Source organism: Saprospiraceae bacterium, from assembly GCA_016719615.1.
Lineage (GTDB): Bacteria > Bacteroidota > Bacteroidia > Chitinophagales > Saprospiraceae > Vicinibacter.
Map to the genome: position 1 here is coordinate 90,567 of JADJYQ010000001.1, position 22,121 is coordinate 112,687.

At 38.4% G+C, this 22,121-nt stretch carries 24 protein-coding genes; 11 read left to right on the forward strand and 13 right to left on the reverse strand.

Annotation, left to right across the window (positions count from 1 at the left end; genetic code table 11):
- Positions 1-23: 23 nt before the first annotated feature.
- From IPM92_00370 to IPM92_00410, 9 genes are all read left to right on the forward strand, one after another.
- On the forward strand, positions 24-1,337 hold the full coding sequence (locus IPM92_00370; protein ID MBK9106856.1) for a hypothetical protein: 1,314 nt from the start codon (positions 24-26) through the stop codon (positions 1,335-1,337).
- On the forward strand, positions 1,334-2,413 hold the full coding sequence (locus tag IPM92_00375; protein MBK9106857.1) for a trypsin-like peptidase domain-containing protein: 1,080 nt from the start codon (positions 1,334-1,336) through the stop codon (positions 2,411-2,413). Before IPM92_00370 ends, IPM92_00375 begins: the two co-directional genes overlap by 4 nt.
- 102 nt (positions 2,414-2,515) lie before the next feature.
- Entirely contained in the window at positions 2,516-3,580 is a 1,065-nt protein-coding gene (locus tag IPM92_00380; GenBank protein ID MBK9106858.1) for a PorP/SprF family type IX secretion system membrane protein, read from the forward strand.
- 122 nt (positions 3,581-3,702) lie between these two features.
- The gene (locus IPM92_00385; GenBank protein ID MBK9106859.1) at positions 3,703-4,146 is read left to right on the forward strand and encodes a polymer-forming cytoskeletal protein; all 444 of its coding nucleotides are present in this window, start codon (positions 3,703-3,705) and stop codon (positions 4,144-4,146) included.
- Between the two features lie 14 nt (positions 4,147-4,160).
- A complete protein-coding gene (locus IPM92_00390) occupies positions 4,161-4,376 on the forward strand; it encodes an AtpZ/AtpI family protein (protein ID MBK9106860.1) in 216 nt (71 codons plus the stop codon).
- Positions 4,377-4,381: 5 nt separating this feature from the next.
- Positions 4,382-4,753 carry a hypothetical protein gene (locus IPM92_00395; protein MBK9106861.1) on the forward strand — a complete coding sequence of 124 codons (372 nt, stop codon included), beginning with the start codon at positions 4,382-4,384 and terminating at the stop codon, positions 4,751-4,753.
- Positions 4,754-5,109: 356 nt separating this feature from the next.
- Complete coding sequence (locus tag IPM92_00400; GenBank protein ID MBK9106862.1) at positions 5,110-5,364, forward strand: 30S ribosomal protein S20; 255 nt, start codon at positions 5,110-5,112, stop codon at positions 5,362-5,364.
- 93 nt (positions 5,365-5,457) lie between these two features.
- Complete coding sequence (locus tag IPM92_00405; GenBank protein ID MBK9106863.1) at positions 5,458-6,018, forward strand: TetR/AcrR family transcriptional regulator; 561 nt, start codon at positions 5,458-5,460, stop codon at positions 6,016-6,018.
- Positions 6,019-6,025: 7 nt separating this feature from the next.
- Positions 6,026-6,754, forward strand: coding sequence for a class I SAM-dependent methyltransferase (locus IPM92_00410; GenBank protein ID MBK9106864.1), 729 nt, complete (start codon positions 6,026-6,028; stop codon positions 6,752-6,754).
- A gap of 4 nt (positions 6,755-6,758) precedes the next feature.
- On the opposite strand, the gene IPM92_00415 is transcribed toward IPM92_00410, so the two are convergent.
- Positions 6,759-7,499 carry a glycosyltransferase family 2 protein gene (locus tag IPM92_00415; protein ID MBK9106865.1) on the reverse strand — a complete coding sequence of 247 codons (741 nt, stop codon included), beginning with the start codon at positions 7,497-7,499 and terminating at the stop codon, positions 6,759-6,761.
- A 7-nt stretch (positions 7,500-7,506) separates the two neighbouring features.
- Positions 7,507-7,944, reverse strand: a complete 438-nt coding sequence (locus IPM92_00420) for a DUF5606 domain-containing protein (protein ID MBK9106866.1) — start codon at positions 7,942-7,944, stop codon at positions 7,507-7,509.
- A 287-nt stretch (positions 7,945-8,231) separates the two neighbouring features.
- Between IPM92_00420 and IPM92_00425 the strand changes: the two genes are divergently transcribed.
- A complete protein-coding gene (locus tag IPM92_00425; GenBank protein MBK9106867.1) occupies positions 8,232-9,509 on the forward strand; it encodes an HlyC/CorC family transporter in 1,278 nt (425 codons plus the stop codon).
- A gap of 17 nt (positions 9,510-9,526) precedes the next feature.
- Here the strand turns inward: IPM92_00425 and IPM92_00430 are convergent, their stop codons facing one another.
- From IPM92_00430 to IPM92_00480, 11 genes are all read right to left on the reverse strand, one after another.
- Complete coding sequence (locus tag IPM92_00430) at positions 9,527-11,578, reverse strand: acetate--CoA ligase family protein (protein ID MBK9106868.1); 2,052 nt, start codon at positions 11,576-11,578, stop codon at positions 9,527-9,529.
- On the reverse strand, positions 11,575-12,915 hold the full coding sequence (locus tag IPM92_00435) for a tyrosine phenol-lyase (protein MBK9106869.1): 1,341 nt from the start codon (positions 12,913-12,915) through the stop codon (positions 11,575-11,577). The genes IPM92_00430 and IPM92_00435 overlap by 4 nt, the downstream gene beginning before the upstream one ends.
- A 49-nt stretch (positions 12,916-12,964) precedes the next feature.
- Positions 12,965-14,365 carry a tryptophanase gene (locus tag IPM92_00440; GenBank protein ID MBK9106870.1) on the reverse strand — a complete coding sequence of 467 codons (1,401 nt, stop codon included), beginning with the start codon at positions 14,363-14,365 and terminating at the stop codon, positions 12,965-12,967.
- Between the two features lie 220 nt (positions 14,366-14,585).
- The gene (locus IPM92_00445) at positions 14,586-15,026 is read right to left on the reverse strand and encodes a molybdenum cofactor biosynthesis protein MoaE (protein ID MBK9106871.1); all 441 of its coding nucleotides are present in this window, start codon (positions 15,024-15,026) and stop codon (positions 14,586-14,588) included.
- Positions 15,019-16,125: a HesA/MoeB/ThiF family protein gene (locus IPM92_00450; GenBank protein ID MBK9106872.1), complete on the reverse strand. Its 1,107-nt coding sequence runs from the start codon at positions 16,123-16,125 to the stop codon at positions 15,019-15,021. The genes IPM92_00445 and IPM92_00450 overlap by 8 nt, the downstream gene beginning before the upstream one ends.
- Positions 16,126-16,133: 8 nt before the next feature.
- Positions 16,134-16,370, reverse strand: a complete 237-nt coding sequence (locus IPM92_00455) for a molybdopterin synthase sulfur carrier subunit (protein MBK9106873.1) — start codon at positions 16,368-16,370, stop codon at positions 16,134-16,136.
- Positions 16,367-16,966, reverse strand: coding sequence for a molybdenum cofactor guanylyltransferase (locus IPM92_00460; protein ID MBK9106874.1), 600 nt, complete (start codon positions 16,964-16,966; stop codon positions 16,367-16,369). The genes IPM92_00455 and IPM92_00460 overlap by 4 nt, the downstream gene beginning before the upstream one ends.
- A gap of 60 nt (positions 16,967-17,026) precedes the next feature.
- The gene (locus IPM92_00465) at positions 17,027-18,202 is read right to left on the reverse strand and encodes a molybdopterin molybdotransferase MoeA (GenBank protein MBK9106875.1); all 1,176 of its coding nucleotides are present in this window, start codon (positions 18,200-18,202) and stop codon (positions 17,027-17,029) included.
- 163 nt (positions 18,203-18,365) lie between these two features.
- Complete coding sequence (recO, locus tag IPM92_00470) at positions 18,366-19,085, reverse strand: DNA repair protein RecO (protein ID MBK9106876.1); 720 nt, start codon at positions 19,083-19,085, stop codon at positions 18,366-18,368.
- Positions 19,086-19,122: 37 nt separating this feature from the next.
- The gene (locus tag IPM92_00475) at positions 19,123-20,349 is read right to left on the reverse strand and encodes an OmpA family protein (GenBank protein ID MBK9106877.1); all 1,227 of its coding nucleotides are present in this window, start codon (positions 20,347-20,349) and stop codon (positions 19,123-19,125) included.
- A gap of 75 nt (positions 20,350-20,424) precedes the next feature.
- Positions 20,425-21,612, reverse strand: a complete 1,188-nt coding sequence (locus IPM92_00480) for an acyl-CoA dehydrogenase family protein (protein MBK9106878.1) — start codon at positions 21,610-21,612, stop codon at positions 20,425-20,427.
- A 70-nt stretch (positions 21,613-21,682) separates the two neighbouring features.
- Here IPM92_00480 and IPM92_00485 point away from each other — a divergent pair, with 70 nt between their 5' ends.
- Positions 21,683-22,063: a dihydroneopterin aldolase gene (locus IPM92_00485; protein ID MBK9106879.1), complete on the forward strand. Its 381-nt coding sequence runs from the start codon at positions 21,683-21,685 to the stop codon at positions 22,061-22,063.
- Positions 22,064-22,121: the final 58 nt, after the last annotated feature.

Below are 22,121 nucleotides of genomic sequence, written 5' to 3' on the forward strand. Positions count from 1 at the left end.
CCTTTGGGTTTTTGGAGCGAATCATGGCATTTTGGGATCGTCTAACTGCAAGTAAACAAGAAAATCCGGATATCTACTTTGGAAGGTATTCAGATGCCTATAAGTCAGCCGAACAATACGTTGCCTGGGATAAAAGTTTAAAACTTTTTGAAGAAAACAAATATCTGGAGTCTGTCAAGGCATTCGTTCATTATTTGGAGAATCATGGCAAAGCCAATCTGATCCTGACAGAGGATAGTGAAGCGCTTTTTTGCTTTAGTTTGTATCAAGGTTCCAAACAAATTGATTGCCTGGTCAACGATAAGATATTTAGAGCAGAATCTAAAATTGCACATTGTAAGGATTTAAATGTAGGGTTTTTGCGAAAAGCGGTTGAATATAATTATGACCTGAATTATGCCCGATTTTCTTTAGACCCCCAAAACAATCTCTGCATGTTGTTCGATAGTATGTTATCCGAGGCATCGCCTTATAAATTATATTATGGTTTGAAAGAACTCGCCATTCAATCAGACAAAGAGGATGATTTATTGTTGAGCGAGTTTGAGCATTTGGAGCCCTTGAAGAATCAACATATTAAAATATTGAGTTCTGAAATTGTTCATATAAAAATTGAATATATTCATTCAAGACTCGATGCCTTAAATGCCAGTGATCTGCTGGGCACTTTAAATCCTAAAAGATATCAGGGGGCATTGACATATGCTTATCTATCTGCTATTTACGGATTGGATTATTTGGTAAAACCGGAAGGCCCGTTTATGGATGTCCTCGGAAATATTCACATTCGTTATTTTAGTCTACCGGCAGACCGGATCGAAGAGAAAATTAATGTATTACAAGAAGGGATGAAAGACCTCCGGGAGATCAGCGATGATCAATTGTCAAAAGAATTATATGAGGTTATTTCAACATTTGGCATCACCAGTCCGGCCAATCATTCTGTAGTAGCCCAGTTTATCGATTCTGAATTGCAGGCCGTTAAATGGTATGAAGAAAATAAGCATGACAAAGTAACAATGGCCATTTGCAACTATATAGCAGGGTATTGTTTGTATAACTTTGCTTTGCCGGGTCCCGATCACGACCTCATGCGCCTTTATTTTGAAGTCGCAGAGCAGGATTACTTCAATAAACTTGGTTTTCAATTTAATTTTAGAAATAAAGACGGAAGTCGAGTTTTAAAAGATAAAATTGTGGATCGCATCGAACATATACTGGAGAAGCATCGCCCTGCTTTTCCTAATTTGCCGGCTACCCTGACACTGGAAGGCGAGACTTTGCCGGCAGTTCTAAAATCATTATTGGTTTTTATTAAATCATTATCCCTCTCATGAAAAATTTAATTGAGCGGTATAAGGATATTGTAATTCAGATTGCAACCCCATTCTCGGTAGGCACGGGATTTTATTTGCGGGATTATGGTCTGATCATTACGAATGAACATGTTGTCAGAAATAATAAAGAAGTGGTTATTGAAGGGATGGGTGTGAAAAGACTTTTGCGCAAAGTCAAATATGTCGATCCCAAATATGACCTTGCCTTTATTCAGGGGCCTGATCAAAAAACAAATATGGATGTACACCTCCACGTATCTGAGGATTATCAGCAGGGGGATCCGGTGTTAGCTATTGGACACCCTTTCGGACTCAAATACACGGCTACTCAAGGGATCATTTCGAATGCGGTACACCAGCAAAATGACCTCTATTATATTCAGCATGATGCAGCCTTGAATCCCGGAAACAGCGGCGGTCCATTGATCAACGAACACGGGGAAATCCTTGGAATCAATACATTTATCATTCAAAATGGTCAGAGCATTGGATTTTCACTGCCGGCCAGATATCTTCAGCAGGCATTGGAAGAGTTTGCTGCGGGCAAAAAAGAACTGGGCGTGCGATGCACCTCATGTGCCAATATTGTGTTTGAGCCCAATAGCGAAAAAAAGTATTGCCCGTTTTGCGGAGCTAGGATCACGATGATTTCCCAGATAGAAGACTATTCGCCATCGGGGATTCGCCTGGAAATTGAGGAGTCGCTGGGCCAGTTAGGTTACGATGTTAGTTTAACTCGTAGAGGACCATTTAATTGGGAAGTAGAACGAGGTTCAGCCAAAATTTTGCTCTCCTATCACGAAGATTCCGGGATGATTGCAGGAGATGCCTATATTTGTTCCTTGCCCAAAGAAGGTATTAAAGAAATTTATACTTACCTGTTGCAGCAGAATTACTTCTTAGAGGGTCTTAGTTTCAGTATTCTAAACCGGGATATCGTTTTATCGTTGCAGGTCTTCGACCATTCTTTTAAACCCGAGAACGGCCAGGTATTATTTAACATATTGTTCGACAAAGCAAACGAATACGATGACATCCTGTTAAAAAACTACGGAGCGGTAGCCCGTGTGGATTAAGGCTTTAGGTATATAAGTTTTTTAAATTTATTAAAAATTATGAAAATGGGAATATTATTTGCTGGAAAGGCTGTAAATTTAGCCTCTTATATTGTAGTAGGTATGATGAGATTACTAGCCTTTTCTGTTTTATTGATCAGCCTGAACCTTAGCGCTCAGGACATCCACTTTTCACAATTTTACATGTCACCGACCAATTTAAATCCGGCGATGACAGGTGTTATGAATTGTAAAATGCGATTCGTTGCGAATTACAGAAATCAGTGGGCACCCATTTTAGGATTTGCGAACTCCTTTAATACGTATAACCTCTCTTTCGATCAGAAAATACCAGTTGGTCGCTATGACTATTTTGGTTTTGGAGGCACGTTTTGGGGTGATAAAGCAGGTTCTTTAGATTTTAGTACCATTCAATTCAAATTATCAGGTTCTTATAGTAAGCGCATGTCCGGTACGAGAACTTCTTCGAATTACCTCGTATTTGGTGCAGAAGGCGGAATCAATCAAAGGGGCGTGAAATTTCACAATGCCATTTGGGGAAATCAGATTACCACTAATGGCCCAGATCCAAACATTCCAGGTGATCCTGCCATTTTTGACCCAAGTTTCCTTTTTGCAGATGTTTCAGTAGGCGTATTGTGGTTCAGCGTTTTGGATAAACACAATAACTTTTATGTTGGAGGCGCTTTGAGTCACCTCAATGAACCGCTCCAGAACAACATTGAAGAGGGCACACCGGGCTATATACCCGCGCCATTATATTCCAAATTGACCATTCACGGTGGTGGTGTATTTCGTCTTAATAGAAGGAGTGCGATCATCCCTGGTTTTGTTACCTTCTTTCAGGGTCCATCTTTTCAGTTGAATTTGGGTACCAGTTTCAGATTTGGTTCAGGCCAATCCAGAACAAACGAAAGTTCTTTCCAATTAGGTCTCTGGTCAAGATTGGCAAATAAATATAAGGACGCAAGTTCTACCGGAATTCATATGGATGCGCTCATTTTGTCGGCAAGATTTGATTATCAGAAATATGGTTTCGGTTTGAGTTATGATATCAACACTTCCAGCTTGCGCAATGCAAATGCCGGAAACAACGCTTTCGAATTATCTTTCATTTACAATATTTGTGGACCTGAAAGAAGGGGAATCTATTGCCCTAACTTTTAAGTGTTTTCATTTTAAAAAATATAATGCCCAAAGCCCTTTCCGCGGAAAGGGCTTTTTTGTTGAATCACATGAAAAAAGTCGCTTTTTTTAGTACTTTTGTTATCCACCAAAAACAATAGACTATGTTTGGGAATAAGAGTTCAAAAGAAGAAGCTAATCGGTCCATACCTAGCGGACAAACCCCTCAGGGAGCCCTCAACAGTTTAGTAACAGGAACTATGGTTGAAGGGAGTGTTCAGGCTGAAAGCGATATCCGGGTTGATGGTTATTTAAAAGGCACCTTGATCTGTAAAGGAAAAGTGATCATAGGCCCTAAAGGCACCATCGAAGGAGAGATCAAAGCGCAAAACGCCATGATTGAAGGACGATTTAAAGGGATTTTACATATCGAAGATTTGCTACAAGTTAAAGAAACAGCCCTGGTAGATGGCGAAATTAATACAGACAAATTGGCGGTCAGTCCGGGCGCAAAATTTAATGTAACAGCAAAAATGAATTCCTCTCATAAAGCAGCTCCAACCAGCACAGTTAATCCTGTGATTAAGCCAGATACTATTAAAATGTAAGCCTTACCAACCGGATGAGTCGTTATGATCTAAAAAGCAACAAAGTATTACGCTATTCCGGTTTAGCTACCCAGATTTTTATATCGATCGGATTAGCAGCTTGGTTGGGTAAATGGATCGATCAAAAAATGGAATTAAGTAAACCACTATGGACAGCCGGTTTGAGTATGCTCATGCTTTTGTTGCAATTAGTATGGTTAAATTATGACCTTAAAAAGCTCGATAAATGAAAGCCATGAATTTTTATAGCTGGCTTTCCCTAACGGCGATTGCAAGTTTTATCCTTAGCTACTTGTTTAAAAAGGAAAATCAACCTGAAGGGATCTTATCTGCCCAAATGATCTTGGTCTGCTTTTTTATCATTTTTACTTTGACCATATTCTATGTCGCGAAAATGGCCATTAAATCTGCCAATCCATATTTGTTTACGAGGGTTTTTATGGTTTCAGTTTTCTTCAAAATGCTCTTATTGTCTCTACTGGTTTTTAGCCTTGTTAAAATTTTTGCACTGGTTCCAAGACAACTGGCAATTCCACTTGGAGTAAGTTATCTCTTATTCACCATTTTCGAAACTTGGGTATTGATGAAGCTCTCAAAAACCCATTAAAGTGCGGAACTTCTCAATGTAGGCACATGGGGAATGATTAAAGAGATAGGGTTCATAGGTTGAACATTAGAAGTGTATGAATCGGAAATAGGTGACGCCTTGACCTAAGGACTCAAAATTAATCAATGCAAAAGCTAGCTCAAGGCTCTTTACTTATCAACGCTCACTGAGACCTTTAAGCTTTGACCTTTAGCCTGCTTGCTGTATCGCAAAGCAAGCATAGATGCGCTGTTATTATTTAAATTCATATATTCAGCTAAATCGCCTAAAATGAGCCGTTTATATATTTTTTTGCGCAAATTATAGAAAAAAGAAAAGCTTTTACTATCTTTGCGCTCCTTAAAATATAGGCATTTATGGCAAATCATCAGTCGGCATTAAAAAGAATCCGCCAAAACATCGTAAGAAGGATAGCAAATCGCTATTTTAAGAAGACCACGCGTTCAGCGATTAAGAAGCTTCGTGAAATGGAGACTGCATCTGAAGCCAGCAAGTTTTTACCTAGAGTTGTAAGTATGGTTGATAAGTTGGCTAAAAACAACACCTGGCATAAAAACAAGGCGGCAAATATCAAAAGTAGCCTCATGGGACACATAAGTCACCTTAAATAATGAAATAATAGACCATTTTATAAAAAAATCGTGCATTGAAGTCCAATGCACGATTTTTTTTTAATAAGTTTGATGTAAAATAAAATTCATACTATGACTAGGCAACGAATTAAAGATGCAGCGGTTAATTTATTTAACCAAAATGGTTTTGGCGGTGCTTCCATGCGGGACATTGCACAAAAAGCAGGAATTGAAGCTGCTAGTATTTATAACCATTTTGCATCTAAACAGGATCTTCTTCATTGCTTGTGCACGGAGACCCTTAAACCCTTAATTCAGGGAATACAGGAAAATATAGCAACTCAGAAAAATGCAACTGCTCAGTTGGAAGCTTATTTGAAATCTTTTGTGCATTATGAAGCAGAAAATTGGGCTGCCATGCAAGCTACTTTCACGGAAGGCCGCCATCTTGAAGGCAGTTTCGATAAAAGTCATAAAAAGCAAATTAAAGTCTTGGAAGATATACTCGCCGACTTACTGAGAAAAGGAGCTTCATCTAAAAAACTGAATAATTATGATTCCGAAATGGCCTGCCAGGCTATTATGGGAGCGCTCCGCTGGAAGCACCAACCAGCTGCAAAAGGTGGTAAACTCATGGCAGATCAATCCCAACACATCGTTCGGCTGATTATGGATGGTTTGCAGAAAGCATAATACTTTCTTGATTTCGACTACTAATGCAGGTTTATATACCCTGCAATCCTTAGCAATCGCTCAAGGCTTCAACAAGTGGATTTATGAACTCATAAAACCATGGGTCAAAGGCTCAGTTTTAGAATTAGGCAGTGGAATAGGCAATATTTCAAACCAAATTCTCTCCAAACATACAGATGTTAGTTTATCAGATAGTAACTCAGAATACTTAATCTATCTTCGGCAGCATTTTCAAAACCAGAATTCCTTAGCTAATATATTTGAATTGGATTTAATTCATCCAGCGTTTGAAGTTCAATACAAACACTTGTATGGACAATTTAACACCCTCATTGCCTCTAATGTTATTGAGCATATTGAGGACGATCAATTAGCAATAACAAATGCATTAAAACTTCTTAAACAAGGCGGTACTTTTATTATGGTTGTACCGGCACATCCGTCGTTATTCAATCGATTAGATAAACAATTGGATCATTATAGAAGATATACGATAACGCGATTGGATCAATGTTTCAAAAAAAGAGATGGCTTCATTCTAGAAAGAAAACATTTTAATGTACCCGGTGCCATTGCTTGGTTTATAACAGGGACTCTGTTGCGGTTTGAAAGCATCAAACCCTGGCAAGTATCGGCGTTTGAATATATAGTCCCCCTTAGCAAATGGATTACAAAACATATTAATTTAAATTTTGGACTTTCAATCCTGCTTGTTTATAAAAAGGCTGGATCATGAATGCTCACTTATACATCTTAAAACGGGCCAATCCTTTTCTCTGTAAATAATGTTTCAAACTTACCTTAAGTACTCCTATACCATAAGTGATACTTCTACTTAAATTTATAGAAGAGGCTTCTTCAAAGTATTTTGTCGGACAACTTATCTCGGCAATGGTAAATTTTTTGTAAATGATTTGTGATAACATTTGATTATCAAAAACAAAATCATCAGAGTTTCCATTAAAATCAATATTTTCTAAAACACTCCTGGAAAATGCCCTGTATCCGGTATGATACTCGGATAATTTATAATCAACCATCCAATTTTCAAAAAGGGTAAGCATTCGGTTGAAAACGTATTTGTAATAAGGCATTCCTCCTTTTAAAGCACCTTTTCCAAGGATGCGTGATCCCAATACCACAGGGTACAATTCTTCTCCAATAATATTAACCATACTTGGTATCAGCTTAGGTGTATATTGATAGTCTGGATGTAACATGATAATGATGTCTGCACCAAGTGCCAGTGCTTTATTGTATAGTGTTTTTTGATTTCCTCCGTAACCGAGATTTTTTTCGTGGCGTATACAATGGTGAATACCCAACTCTTTGGCAAGTTCAAAAGTGCCGTCATGACTTGCATCATCGCAAAGTATGAGTTCATCGACGAGCTGCATAGGAATTTCATTCAGTGTTTGTCTGAGTGTACGAGCAGCATTGTATGCTGGCAAAACGACAACTACTTTTTTTTGATTGTACATTTGGAAATTAAGAATTCAATGATTCGGTTTTTTCAACGGGAAGTTCAGTGACTAACTCTTCTGTGATGTTGCCAAATTTTTTTAATTGACGATACCATTTCAGACATTTTTTCATGTCCTTTGCATGGACGCGATAACGATCGTACTCAGGAATCATTTTTTCAAAATAAGATTTAAATAAATCATCCGGTTCATTTTCACCGGGGATTGGTGCAGTCGCTTCTGCATCGAGGAATCTTTGATACACTTCTTTTAAAGGAATGTTATCTGATAAGGTGTAAATTCCTATGGATTCTAAAGGGGAGAATTGATAGGTTCTGGAAGAATAAAAGTTTGATTTTTTGGTTTCCATATCTTCCAAAATGAGACCGTTTGATTTGGAGGCTACGAGTTTAAAAAGAGATCCTTTACCACTTACCGCGACGATTTGATCAATTTGTATCATATTCTTTTTTCTTGTGCAAATATCTTTTTTTTAATTTAATTAATGATAAATTAATAAAATTAACGGGCCAAATTGCAAAGTATTTTATTCCTTAAGGCAATATGTGATTCTATTTGATAACAAATTCTAAATCATGGTTCAGCAAAATATCCAGGCCTATTTCAAATAGTATGCACAGAATGCATTCTGAATGTTGGAATAAAATCAGCCAAAACCTCCTAAAATAACGATATTTGCTTTTACAAAGCCGGAATAATAATATTTGATTGCGGTATTGTTCTGATATTATGGAGTTTATAATCATAATGGGCTTGATCCTACTCAATGGCATCTTTTCATTGTCAGAGATGGCCCTGGTTTCTTCAAGAAAATTTAAGCTGGAGCAAGCAAAAAAGAAGGGAATGCCGGGTGCAAATGCTGCTCTTGAGTTATCTGAGAACCCAACGCGTTTTCTTTCTACGGTCCAAATTGGAATCACCTTAATTGGTATATTATTGGGTGTATATAGCGGTGAAAACCTGACCAATGATGTAGCTATTTATATTGAAACCATAAGTATACTTCAACCTTATGCTTATCAAATTTCGATCGGACTTATAGTGCTGGTCGTGACTTATCTCTCTATCGTATTTGGAGAATTGTTGCCAAAAAGAATTGGAATGGCTTACCCTGAACCCATTGCTGTTTTTTTTGCAAAACCGATGGGCATTTTAGCAAACATTACAGCTCCCTTTGTTTGGTTGCTGGCAGCATCCAATGATATGGTTTTGAATTTATTTGGAATTCGTAAAACCAGTGACAGCAAAGTTTCAGAAGAAGAAATAAAATCGATCATTAAAGAAAGTGCCCAGGGTGGTGAAATACAAGATATTGAGCAAAATATTGTAGAGCGCGTTTTTGAATTGGGTGACCGCAAAGTGAATACTTTATTTACCCATCGAAGTGATATGGTTTATTTTGATTCATCGGAAAATTGGGAGGCTGTCAGAGCAAAAATCAATGAGGAAAAACATTCCGCATATCCGGTTTGTGATGACAATGATATTGACAATATTATTGGTATAGTCTTGCTTAAAGATTTATTTACACCGGCTTCCGATAAACCATTTGATTTGCGCGATTACATTAAAGAACCTCTGTATTTTAATGAGAACATGTATGCGTATAAGATATTGGAATTGTTCAAACAAAGGCAAATGCATTATGGCATAGTCGTTGATGAATATGGCGCAACCATGGGCATTGTAACCATGGATGATGTGGTGGATGCTTTGGTTGGTGATGTTACGGAATTAGATCAGGAAGAATATCAGATCACAAAACGTGATGACAATAGTTGGCTGGTCGATGGTCAATATTCCGTCATCGATTTTCTCAAGTTTTTTGATCTTGAAATGCCAGATAATTTTCTCGACCAATATACAACTGTTGCTGGTTTAATCATTCACCTCAGTGGCACACTTCCAAATGTAGGCGACAAATTCGCTGTAGATCATTATGAAATGGAAGTTGTGGATAAAGATGGACAAAGGGTAGATAAAATTCTGGTTACCCGAAAGAAATAATTTAAATCTGGATTTACTTATTTTTCTATTCTGATCCTTGCATCGACAGCGATCAATTCATTTTCATTGCCTTTTAACGGATTGATATCAAGCTCAGCAATTTCAGGCGCTAGATGCACAAGTGAAGCTACCCGGATGATCACATCAGCAAAAATTTGTTCGTTAACTCCGGGTCTATTGCGATATCCTTTAATGATTTTATAGGCTTTTAAGGAACGTATCATTTGCATCGCTTCATCTTCGTTGAGAGGGGCAATTCCATTCGAAACATCATTTAATACTTCCAGAAAAATTCCACCAAGTCCGCAAAGAACCAAATGCCCGAACTGTCCCTGTTTGATGGCGCCACAGTAAAGTTCTTCCCCGCTTTTCATTTCCTGTATTTGCACCGCAATGACCTCGGGTTTATGGATGAGTTTCTGGAATGCATCTATGAGCTGATCTTTTGATTGCAAGTTCAGAATCACGCCACCGGACTCGGTTTTGTGTATGGGTCCGACTGATTTTAGAACAAATGGAAAGTTAAGCGTATCAATGGCTTGCATCAGTGATTCTAAGGTGTAGCAAACTTTAGTTTCAACTATTTTAATCCCTGCGGCATCAAGTAGTTCTTTGGTTTGTATCGGATTTAAATACCCGTTGTCCATTTGCGAAATCAGACTTCTGATGGTTGCGGTTTCCATCGGTGCCAGATGCGTCATTCCAAATGTTGGTTGTGGCCTGAAGTAAGCATGTGGGAGTGCATTTCCAAGAGAAACTTCGTCGGGAAAGTTTACATGATTTTTAGATAAAAATTCTTCAATTTCAGATTTGGCATTGATTAATGATGGCAGCACCGGATAAATTGGTTTTTTGCATACTAACATTTTTTCATGAATTCTGAGATATACGTCCCTAACACTTGTTAGTAGTCCTGGACTACCAAACACAACAATCATTCCATCAACAGCAGATTCGTTTTCACAATAATCAATTATTTCTGAAAGTTGCTCACCTGTTCCGGTAGCTAGAAAATCGATGGGATTGGAAACAGAAGACCCCGGATTGAGTTTGGAAAGTAAGTGATGTGTAGCGGTATTGGTCAGATGCGGAACTTTGAGACCTCCCGATGTCAATGCATCTGTGAGCATTACTGCTGAGCCTCCGGCATGTGTGATGATGGCCAGATTTTTACCCATAAGTGGTTTGCTTTGAAAAATGCAACCCATAATAATAAGCTCATCTCTGCTACTGCAGTAAATAACTCCTGATTTTTTAAATAATGCTCTTACTACAATGTCAGAAGTCGCCAATGCGCCCGTGTGAGAAGATGCTGCTCTTTGTCCTGCCTCAGAATATCCAGACTTGATGGCTGCAATTTTGCAACCTTTACGCACCAGTGATGATGCATGTTTCATGAATTTGAATGGATTGCTGATGTTTTCCAGATAAAGCAATTTGACTTGTGGACTGTTTTCATTAAAATGAAAATCCATATGCTCGAGAAGATCTTCCACACCTGTTTGTCCTGCATTTCCTATGGAATACATATTCGAAAAACGCAATCCTGCGGCGATACCTGCTTCCATAATGAAAACAGCTGTCGCACCGGAGCTCGAGATTAATTCACAACCCATTGGATCAAAATCCGGTACAGGCAGAGTGAACACTGCTTTATAATGCGCTGTAATCACACCAATACAATTCGGACCAATCATCGTTCCTCCCACTTCGTCAATGGCTTCAGCGATCTTAGCTTCAAGTATTTTTCCTTCTGTTCCACCTTCTGCAAATCCGGCTGAGAAAATAATAAAGGCTTTTGTTCCTTTTTTTAGGAGTTGCTTTATGACAGACAAACAAGTGTTAGCCGGAATAGAAATGATGGCCAGATCTGTTGGAGGAAGGCTTTCAACATTGTAGAAATGCTGCATTCCGGAAAGGTGTACTAAATTTTTATTAACCGCATAAAGTTTCCCTTTAAAATTTCCCTTCAAGAGATTAGTAATTACTTTACCCCCTGGTTTTGTAGTATTTTCAGAGGCTCCTATGACGGCTATGCTTTTGGGTTCAAGGAGTTGTTTAATGATCATAATTGTTCAAATCTTGCCTGAAAGAAACGCAAATATTTCGGTTCGTAGACCATTTGTAAACCTTTGATTTTATGCCTTCTTTCATAAACGGTCGCTGCAGATTCCGCAACCACATCCATATGCGCTTGTGTGTAAACCCGTCTGGGGATCGTAAACCGAACCAATTCAAGTTTTGGAAAATACTGATCACCATTGGCTTTGCGGCCTGCTGAAACAATTCCTCTTTCCATGGTACGCACACCGGAATCTATGTAAATTTCGGCTGCAAGTGCTTGCGCCGGGTAATTGGACTGAGGTATGTTTGGTAAAAAAGATTTTGCGTCGACGAAAATACCATGGCCTCCAATCGGTTGAACAATTGGAATTCCATAAGCCTGCATTTTTTCACCAAGATAGATCACTTGTCCTACTCTTGCTTTTTGATGGTTGTCGTCCAGACTTTCTTGAATGCCCACCGCCATGGCTTCCATATCGCGACCTGCCAGTCCGCCATAGGTATGTAAACCTTCATAAACAACGACAAGATTGCGTGCTTCTTCAAAAACATTCGGATCATTAGTGGCCATAAACCCACCAATATTGACCAGTGCATCTTTTTTAGCACTCATGGTAGCTCCATCTGTATGTGAACAAATTTCTTTGACTATTTCGCGAATCGTTTTTTGTTGGTATCCTTTTTCGCGTTGTTGAATAAAATACGCATTTTCTGCAACACGTGTCATATCGTGAATGATAGAGATTCCATGTTTGATCGTGTATTTGCGCAAGGCTTTCAAATTTTCCATACTGAAAGGCTGCCCTCCGGCCATATTTACATTGGAAGCTAATGTGATATAAGCTATTTTCTCAGCACCATGTTTTTGAACCAAATCATCCAGTTTCTGAAGATCAACATTTCCTTTAAAGGGATGAAGATTTGTTGGATCATGCGCTTCGTCAATGATGATATCTACAAATTTACCACCTGCAAGTTCCTGGTGAACTCGAGTAGTTGTAAAATACATATTGCCAGGCACAAACTGGCCTTTTTTGATCATGATTTGTGAGAGTATATTTTCCGCACCACGTCCCTGATGTGTAGGTATAATGTATTTATATCCATAATATTTTTGAATAGCTGCTTCGAGTTTGAAATAGCTTTTACTTCCGGCATATGCTTCATCTCCCAACATAAAAGCACTCCACTGCCGATCACTCATGGAGTTGGTACCACTGTCGGTCAACAGATCAATGTAAACTTCCTCCGATGGCAATAAAAAAGTATTGTAACCAGCTTTTCGAATGGCTTTCATCCTTTCTTGTCGCGTGGTAGTTTTGAGTAACTCTACCATTTTCATTTTGTAAGGCTCCGCCTATGATTTATGATTTTTCAATGTGTTTTTCATATTATTTTTTTGAGGAAAAGAGTGATTCAAACCTTGCTGTGAAATGTCTTAGGAATGGTGGTTCATAAACAATTTTGTAACCTCGATCCAGATCTCTTAATTCAAGGATATGATCAAATACTTCGAGTACATAATCGATATGACTTTGTGTATAAACTCTTCTAGGGATGGCTAAGCGAACGAGTTCTTGTGCGGCTGGAATGAGTCCACCATGTTCATCATATTTTCCAAACATAACGCTTCCTACTTCTACGCAGCGAATTCCACCAATTTTATATAATTCGCAAGCCAATACCAATCCTGGAAATTCAGATACGGGCAGTGATGGGAATAATTTTTTGGCATCGATATAAACGGCGTGACCACCGATGGGCCAAATGACAGGAATTCCTTTTTGTCTCAGGTGTTCTCCCAAATAGTTGGTACTTCTGATTCTATAATGCAGATAATCCGGATCAAATACTTCTTCCAAACCTACTGCCATGGCTTCCATATCGCGTCCTGATAAACCACCATAAGTTGCAAATCCTTCTGAGATGATGAGTTGATTGATACATTTTCTGCTGAGTTCTTCGTCTTTCAAACACAACAATCCGCCCATATTAACCATTCCATCTTTTTTTGCACTCATGATAAAAGCATCGCCGAGTTGCAACATTTGTTGTGCAATTTCTTTGTAAGTTTTATGTTGATACCCTTCTTCGCGTTGCTGAACAAAATAACTATTTTCAGCAATGCGACATCCGTCGATGACCATCATGATACCATATTTATCGCATAAATTTCGCACTGCTATTGCATTCGACATACTTACCGGTTGACCTCCTGACGAATTGTTGGTAACCGTTAAGATGACAGCTGAAATTTTTTCAGGAGTAAATTGAACAATATGTTCTTCGAGCTTAATGAGACTTATATTTCCTTTAAAAGCTGAATACAAATCATTTTGAAGAGATTCTTCTGGCATCAAATCAAAAGCTGCAGCGCCAGTATATTCGATATTCGCTCTCGTTGTATCAAAATGCGTATTGCTCAGAAAAATTTTACCTGGACCACCAATCAGGCCGTACAAAATTCGCTCTGCTGCGCGTCCCTGATGTGTAGGTAACACATAAGGCATTCCGCTTAATTCTTTAACTACTTTTTCTAATTTGATCCAACTCTTTGCACCGGCATAACTTTCATCACCGATCATCATACCTGCCCATTGTGCCTGACTCATGGCACCCGTTCCGCTGTCGGTAAGGAGATCAATAAAGACATCTTCCGATGATAATAAAAAAGGATTGAAACCTGCATCGCGAAGTGCATTTTCCCGATCTTCGCGTGTGGTCATTTGAATGGGTTCTACCATTTTAATGCGGAAGGGTTCGGCCAGGGTTTTGATAAAGGGATCTTTCATGAAGGGCAGCGGATTTCAATTAAAAAAATGCCAAAGTACATGCCTTGGAAATATCACGCGAAGCTAAATCACGATCATAATCTCAAATGTGATAGAAGATACCTGCCGGGATGACAATCATCATGTAGATTTCGCTTAACGCTCAATGCTTAAGAGAAGTTCTAATAAAAATTTTAAACCTTTTAGAGCGTTTTTTTTCTAGAGAAGTGAAAGGCCTCCTTTATTCGTTCACTTTCCAAACTGATTCTGCATCAGACAATATTTCTTTTCCCCATATCGGTATTTCTTTTTTAATGCGTTCAACCAGTTCTTCACAGGCATTGATGGCATCCTGTCTGTGTTTTGAGGATGTGAAAACAAAAAGGCAGATATTGCCGGCTTCAACGCTACCTAGGCTATGGTATATATGCATACAATGTAGAGGATATTTTTCAAAAATATCTTCCCTTATGAGATGAGCCATTTCAAGAGCCATTTCTTTGTAGGTACTGTATTCAATAGCTGAAACTACCGCATTCAATTTTTCATCTGCCCGAACTTGCCCGAGAAAAATGCTGTGCCCTCCAATACCTTTTTGTGTTCGGTGTTTATGAATGGCATCAGCAATAAAATCGGACGAAATGGGGCCATCTACAAAAATATTTTTTGGCTTTTTATCCATACAATTTTAAATTTAATGGAGAATTAAAATCTCGCAATCCTCCGATGATTGAATAGATATGTTTATTCGGAAACATCGCTTTTAACAGTGAAGCTGCATGTCCGCTTCTCGTTCCTGTTTGGCAAAATAAAATGAATGAATCTGCGGCTTGCAACTTGATGATTTCATTTTCGAGCTGTCTGAGAGGTATTTGATGGCAATTGAGTAGTTCTGTTGTTGGTAATTCATCTTTTTCCCGGACATCAATTAAAAGTGCGTGCTTTTCTTTTTGTAACACATCCATTGCATCTTTCCAGTTGATCGTTTCAACACCACCACATGTCATTACATAATCCATTTTATAATATGCATCAAGATTTAGGGGAGTGGTTTGGTCTGCTTTGGGATTGGCTGTGATCTCTATTTCAAAAAAGTTAGTATCCAGCAAATGATAATGAAGCAGTTTGTTTTTCAAGGGTGTTCCATAACCCGTCAATAACTTTATAGCTTCAGCGGCCTGAAGCATTCCGAGAATTCCAGGCAATACACCAATCACTCCTGATTCATTGCAATTCGGAATTTCATGTGGCATGGGTGGATCCGGATAAATATCTCTGTAATGTAAGGGTCGGTCATTGCCATACGCAAGGTTCAAAACAGCAACTTGGCCTTCATTTTGAAAAATAGCGGCCATGATGTATGGCTTTTTTAACAAAAAACATCCATCGTTAAGCAGGTACCGTGTTTGAAAATTATCTGTGCCGTCTATGATCAAGTCGTAATTTGAGAGTATGGGAATGGCATTATGAACCTGCAAATAAGTTTCGTGAATATTGATATGTATATCAGGGTATTTGAGATTTAATAAACCAGCTGCAGTCGAAGCTTTTGGTTTGCCGAGATCTTCTATTCCGAAGAGGATTTGGCGATTGAGATTTGAAAGACTTACAAAATCTCCATCAGCAATACCAAGGGTCCCTATGCCTGCTGCTGCCAGATATAAAAGAGCCGGGCAGCCTAAACCTCCTGCTCCTACAACTAAAATGCGAGCTTCCCGAAGTTTCTTTTGTCCTTCAATTCCAAATCCTTTTAATATTTCCTGACGTTCAAATCGATTCATGTAATTGATTAACCTCCTGAATATGGCGGGAGCAAAGCGATTTCACAATCACCGGTGAATGCGATATTTTCATGAATCAACTTACGATTGTAAGCTATCGCATATCGGACCAGCTTTAAGTCTGGAAATTCCGATTCCAATTTTACTTTTAATGCGTCAGTATCATCCAAATCACTGAGCATTGTTTGTTGTAGTCCCATTTTTTCGGCCACTATACCGAATGCCTGTATCTTGATTTTACTCATTTCCATTTGGATTTGCAAAGTATAACATCCGACGGACTGTTGATGTTGTAAAATTCAAAAGGATCTTTTTTATGGATATCATCCATACCTACTTTTAAATGAGCGGATTCAAGGATAAAATCTGTCATTTTTAATTTATTTTCTTGGATATTTAGCCATACTTTTTGAACCAGCGAAACGGGATAAATCGCAAATAGGGGATTGATAATATCTTGTACGACAGATACGATTATTTTTTCATCTTCTATGTTACTCAATAATCGATCGATCGATGTTTTGCTTATAAATGGACTATCACAACTTATGAGTAATACTAGCGATGAACGACTTTTTAATAATGCCGTATATAATCCTCCCATAGGTCCTTTTTCAATGCATAGGTCTTCATAAACGGGATAAACTAACGAACGATAGTTAGGATGATTGGCAATAATATGGAGCGGCATATCAAAGCATTGAAACGTATCAAGTAGATATTGTATCATGGGTTGTGAGCCCATTTGTAGCATACCTTTATCCTGCCCCATTCTCGAACTTTTGCCTCCTGCAAGAATACTTACTTCTATGATAGATCCTGTTCCCATTGGATACTTCAAATGACTTGCATAGTGAATTTAATTATTTTTTCAAATTTCACTTCTTGGTTTATTCATACATTATATGGGATACACATTTACCCGGGCTCCTTTTTCCAATACTTCTGTATCTTCATCCATTACCATGAATCCATTACATTCATTGAAGGGTAAAAGATTAAACGATTCTTGTCCATCCAGAATTTTTACTTTTTGGCCTTCCATTTTGACTTTTAGAATATGACTTAGTCCTGGTTTTTTAGTCCATGTATGAGCTATTGCTAACACCACAAATTGTCTGAAAATTTCATGATGACCACTGATCCCAAATAAACAAGGCTTTACATACTGGTTCAGGCAAGCCAATACGGCAGCAGGATTTCCGGGTAAACCAAAAATCCATTGATTATTTTTTTTGCCGCAATAAATGGGTTTTCCCGGTTTTTGTTTGACTTTATGGAATAACTTCTGTACGCCTAGTTCTGCGAGCACTTGAGGTACAAAATCGAAATCGCCTGCCGATACACCACCTGTGAGGATGACCACATCACTGCAGTCTAAAGCTTGCTCTATTTTTTCTCGGAGCGTGTTTTTTTGATCAGGGGCTGAAAAAGCATGAATGCTTTGAATGCCACAGAGTTGAAGAAAAGAATAAATGGCCGGACCATTGGAATTGTAAACAGACCCTTCGGGTAAAGGATTTCCGGGCTCAATAAGTTCATTGCCGGTAACGATGAAACTGACCGAAGGTCTTTTGTAGACAACTACACTTTGGACTCCGCAAGAAGAAAGTAAAGCAATTAAACCAGGATTCATGAATGCTCCGGCCTGGGCTATGATTTCGTCAGTTGCATTTTGAGATGCTCTTTTCCGGATATGCATGCCTCTGGAAATAATATTGGGACTAAAATTAATATTTCCATCAGATACTGAAATCAATTCCCGTGGAATAACGGTGTCTGCATTTTTAGGAATAGGAGCTCCTGTAAATATTTGTGCTGCTTCTCCGGAATTCAATTCCATATTTGTAAGTTCTCCTGCTTGTATATATTGCGTCACGCGGAATGAATGAATTTGATCATCGTACTTTACTGCATATCCATCCATCGCAGAATTATCAAAAGCAGGAACATCTATTTTTGATACAACAGCTTGCGCAAGTATCATTCCGTATGCAGAGGACAAACAGACCGTTTCAGTTTCAAGGAGCTGAATATTTTGCAAAATGAGATCTTTGGCTTCTTGTACAGATATCATTCTGCAAAGTTAGTCGAATTGAATTTATTAATTGCAATTCTGGGATCATCACCTGAGTTGATTCTGTGAACCATATATTAACTGCTCCATTTGAAGGACTCAAAATTGGATTTAATTATTTTTGAAGTAAGCAGATTTTATTTAATATATTTTCAAGAAATTCTCAAGCCCCTAAAATCTCATGGAATACTTCCATAGATTTTACCTGACCAAAATTTTCAATGTGTAATTGATAATAAAGTATGAGCGCATGCAACATTTGGCGGCGCTGTTGACTATTCTGAAATAAATGTATGTATGATTGTCCAGAAAGCATTTCGGAGAATATTTTGCTTGCTCCTTCAGAAAGATGATAAACGGCCTCGCCTTTGTAGCTTGTAAAAATTCCATTGACCATATCAAAACAACTTGTGTTTGAAGAATAATTATTTTGAGGTTGGAAACCCAAATAACTCATGAGCTGTACTAAAAATTCAAGATGAAAATTTGGATTAAAGCTGTCAGTGTGATCTATTTCTTCGAACGCATTTTTTACGAAATGAAATAATTCACTATTAGCTTGATGGGAACGAATCGTTTTCCTGCATACTTCCAGCAAAAACAAACCCATGGCAGAGCGTTTAATATCGAATCTAATTTTTTGATACATAACGGATATGCATACTTCTTTCAATCGATGTAATTCTTTTTGTTCGTTGTAGTATGCTACGACTTCAACAATATTCATTGGCTGAAGGGCAGCAGCCAGGCGTTGATTGGATTTACTAAATACACCGTTAGCAATAAAGGATTGGAGGCCTGCTTCTTCTGTGAAGATATCCAGAATCAGGCTACTTTCTTTATAACGAGTGTTCCGAAATACAATACCGCTTGTTTTAATCACAACTTACCTGGGTTTGTGTAAGTAACACAGATGTAGATCAACCACTGATGCTGAGTATTTTTATTTCTACGCGTTGATTGAGTTTTCGTCCATCTACCGTAGAATTTGATGCTACGGGATTTTTACGGCCGTATCCTTTACAAACGATGCGCGATCCGTCGATTCCGTTTTCAACGAGATATGCCTTCACTGCTTCAGACCTGTGAAGTGAAAGACGTTCGCAATATTTTTCTGAACATCTGTTGTTGGTATGCCCTCCAATCTCAATCTTAACTTTTTTGTTTTTCTCCAGGTACTCCAATAATTCGTCAAGCACGTCAAAAGATTCTTGTTTGATAGTAGCTGAATCTGTCTCAAAATATAATTTTTCTATTTTAAATACTTGTCCTACTGACATCTTGTTATCGAGATATTTTAAGATGCGTTGTTTAGGTTTGGATGGTATTGAAGAAGTCCCAGAATTTGATTTTGTTTTTAAATTCTCTTTTGGTTTTGTATTGCCATTTTTTGCTTTCTGGATTTCTTTTTTGTACTCTGCATATGCTTTTGAATCTGTAGGACAAGGGATAATTGTAATATGGGATGCATTATCCAATAAAATATTTCCATTATAAGGAAAAAGTACCGGCGTTTTGTAAAATGCTTCCAATTCAAAATACCACATGTCATGTTTAACCTCAAATTCAAATTCGTATTTTTTCCAATCAGTGTTTGAAATGAGTGGCGATTCTGCTAACAACTGTTTTTGATGACAATACGCATCGCCGCCCCAGATGCGCAATAAGATGGGTTGTGTAAATTCTTTGAGTTTGTCTGGTTCGTTGCGATTGGATGCACTCAAGTAATTATCAGAACGACATAAATAAATGCTAAAAGTATAACACAGATCTTTCTTTAAGGGCTTTAGGAGTCTTTGTGCGACGCGTTCGTAGGTGTCATTTTCGCGGACGACCATACCCAAATAGGTGTTACCTGCAAATGCAGCTTTGGTTACATTAAAAAATGGACGATTGGAGTCATCAAGGGCAGGTTGTACATCGGGTGGTGTTTCTCCTTTAAAACCGCAATCTACCCAACCTGAGGGAGGTTTGCAACAATCTGGTACATCCTCAAAGGATCCATTTTGTAAAAAAATATCCTGCGGATGCTGCGCCAGAGCCACTTGTGCCATCCATAAAAATCCTGCTGCAAATACAAATAGAAATATACTGCCAGGTTTAATGAACGCGTAATATGATGTTCGATAGTATTCTTCTGAGGTCAAAAATCTGTGGTTTTCTGTTAAACGTTTTAAAGTATTGAAAGTTATTAATAAAAACTTAATTGTTGCCTTTTGCCATTACATTCCGAAAGCATTGATCCCCGTTACATCCATTCCAGTTATTAATAAGTGGATATCATGTGTTCCTTCGTAGGTCAAAACCGTTTCAAGGTTCATCATATGTCTCATAATCGGGTATTCATTAGTGATCCCCATTCCGCCCAATATTTGTCTGGCTTCCCTTGCAATTTGAAGGGCGATATGAACATTATTGCGTTTGGCCATAGAAATTTGTGCGGGACTCGCTTTGCCTTGATTGGCCAGCATTCCAAGTCTCCATGCTAAAAGTTGGGCTTTGGTGATTTCTGTGATCATTTCTGCCAATTTCTTTTGGGTTAACTGAAAACCGGCAATAGGTCTGTCAAATTGTATGCGTTCTTTAGAATATCGAAGAGCAACATCATAACAATCCAAAGCAGCACCTATGGCTCCCCAGGCGATTCCATAACGGGCTTTAGACAAGCAGGATAATGGACCTTTCAAACCTTTTACATTGGGAAAAACATGTGTTTTCGGGACCCTCACATCTTCAAAAATGAGTTCACCCGTAATCGAAGCTCTCAAAGACCATTTACCGTGAATTTCAGGTGCAGAATAGCCTTTCCAGCCTCTTTCGACGATCATTCCCAAAATATCACCGTTTTCATCCTTAGCCCACACAACTGCCAAATCTGCCAATGGTGAATTTGTGATCCACATTTTGGCTCCATTTAAAATATATGCATCTCCATCATCTTTGACATTACTGATCATTCCCGAAGGATTGGATCCAAAATCTGGCTCCGTCAGCCCAAAGCAACCTATAAATTCTCCAGCTCCAAGTTTTGGCAAATATTTTCGCTTTTGTTCTTCCGAACCAAAGCGGTAGATGGGATACATAACCAGAGAACCTTGAACTGAGGCCATTGACCGAATCCCTGAGTCGCCCCGTTCCAATTCCTGCATAATAACTCCGTAAGCTATTTCATCCATTCCTCCGCCTCCATATTCACTTGGTAAGCTGGGTCCAAAGGCACCGATTTCAGCCAGCCCTTTGAATAAATGTGTCGGACATTGAGCTTTTTCAGAATATTCTTCGATAATCGGACTTACTTCCGATTTAACCCAGGCCCTTACTGCCTCGCGGGCTAATAAGTGATCTTCCTGGAGCAATTCATCCACGCCATAATAATCATGGCCTTCATAGCGATCAGTACCAGAACTCATGTCTTTTTATCAATTTTGCGCAAAGTTAATAGCGGCTACAAGTGAAGCCTAAAATGGCTTGTTAATAATCATGGAAGATACAAATTTAATGCAAATCAGTCTCCATAAACTCAGGTTCTTCGGACCATATGGGCTTTATCCCGTAGAGCAAAAATGGACTACCGAGATTCAAGCAGACATTCATTTGTCTTTTATACCCAATGCTAAAACCGGTTTTACACTCGCTAATACCATTGATTATCAAGGGGTATATGACATTGCTAATCAAGTTTTCGCACAAAATGAAGAGCTTTTGGAGAATTTGGCAAACAAACTTGCGATTCAATTGAGAATTGCGTTTCCTCAAGTCGTGGCGCTTAAAATTGAAATCTTCAAAAAACCCATCCTTCAAGGTCCCATTGATTCAGTTTCTGTTTCTTACCATTGGTCTGCCGGGCTTGATGGAAATTAGTCTTTATAATTTAACCATGATAAAGCCTTCAATTCTAATCAATGGAGTTTTAGGGAAA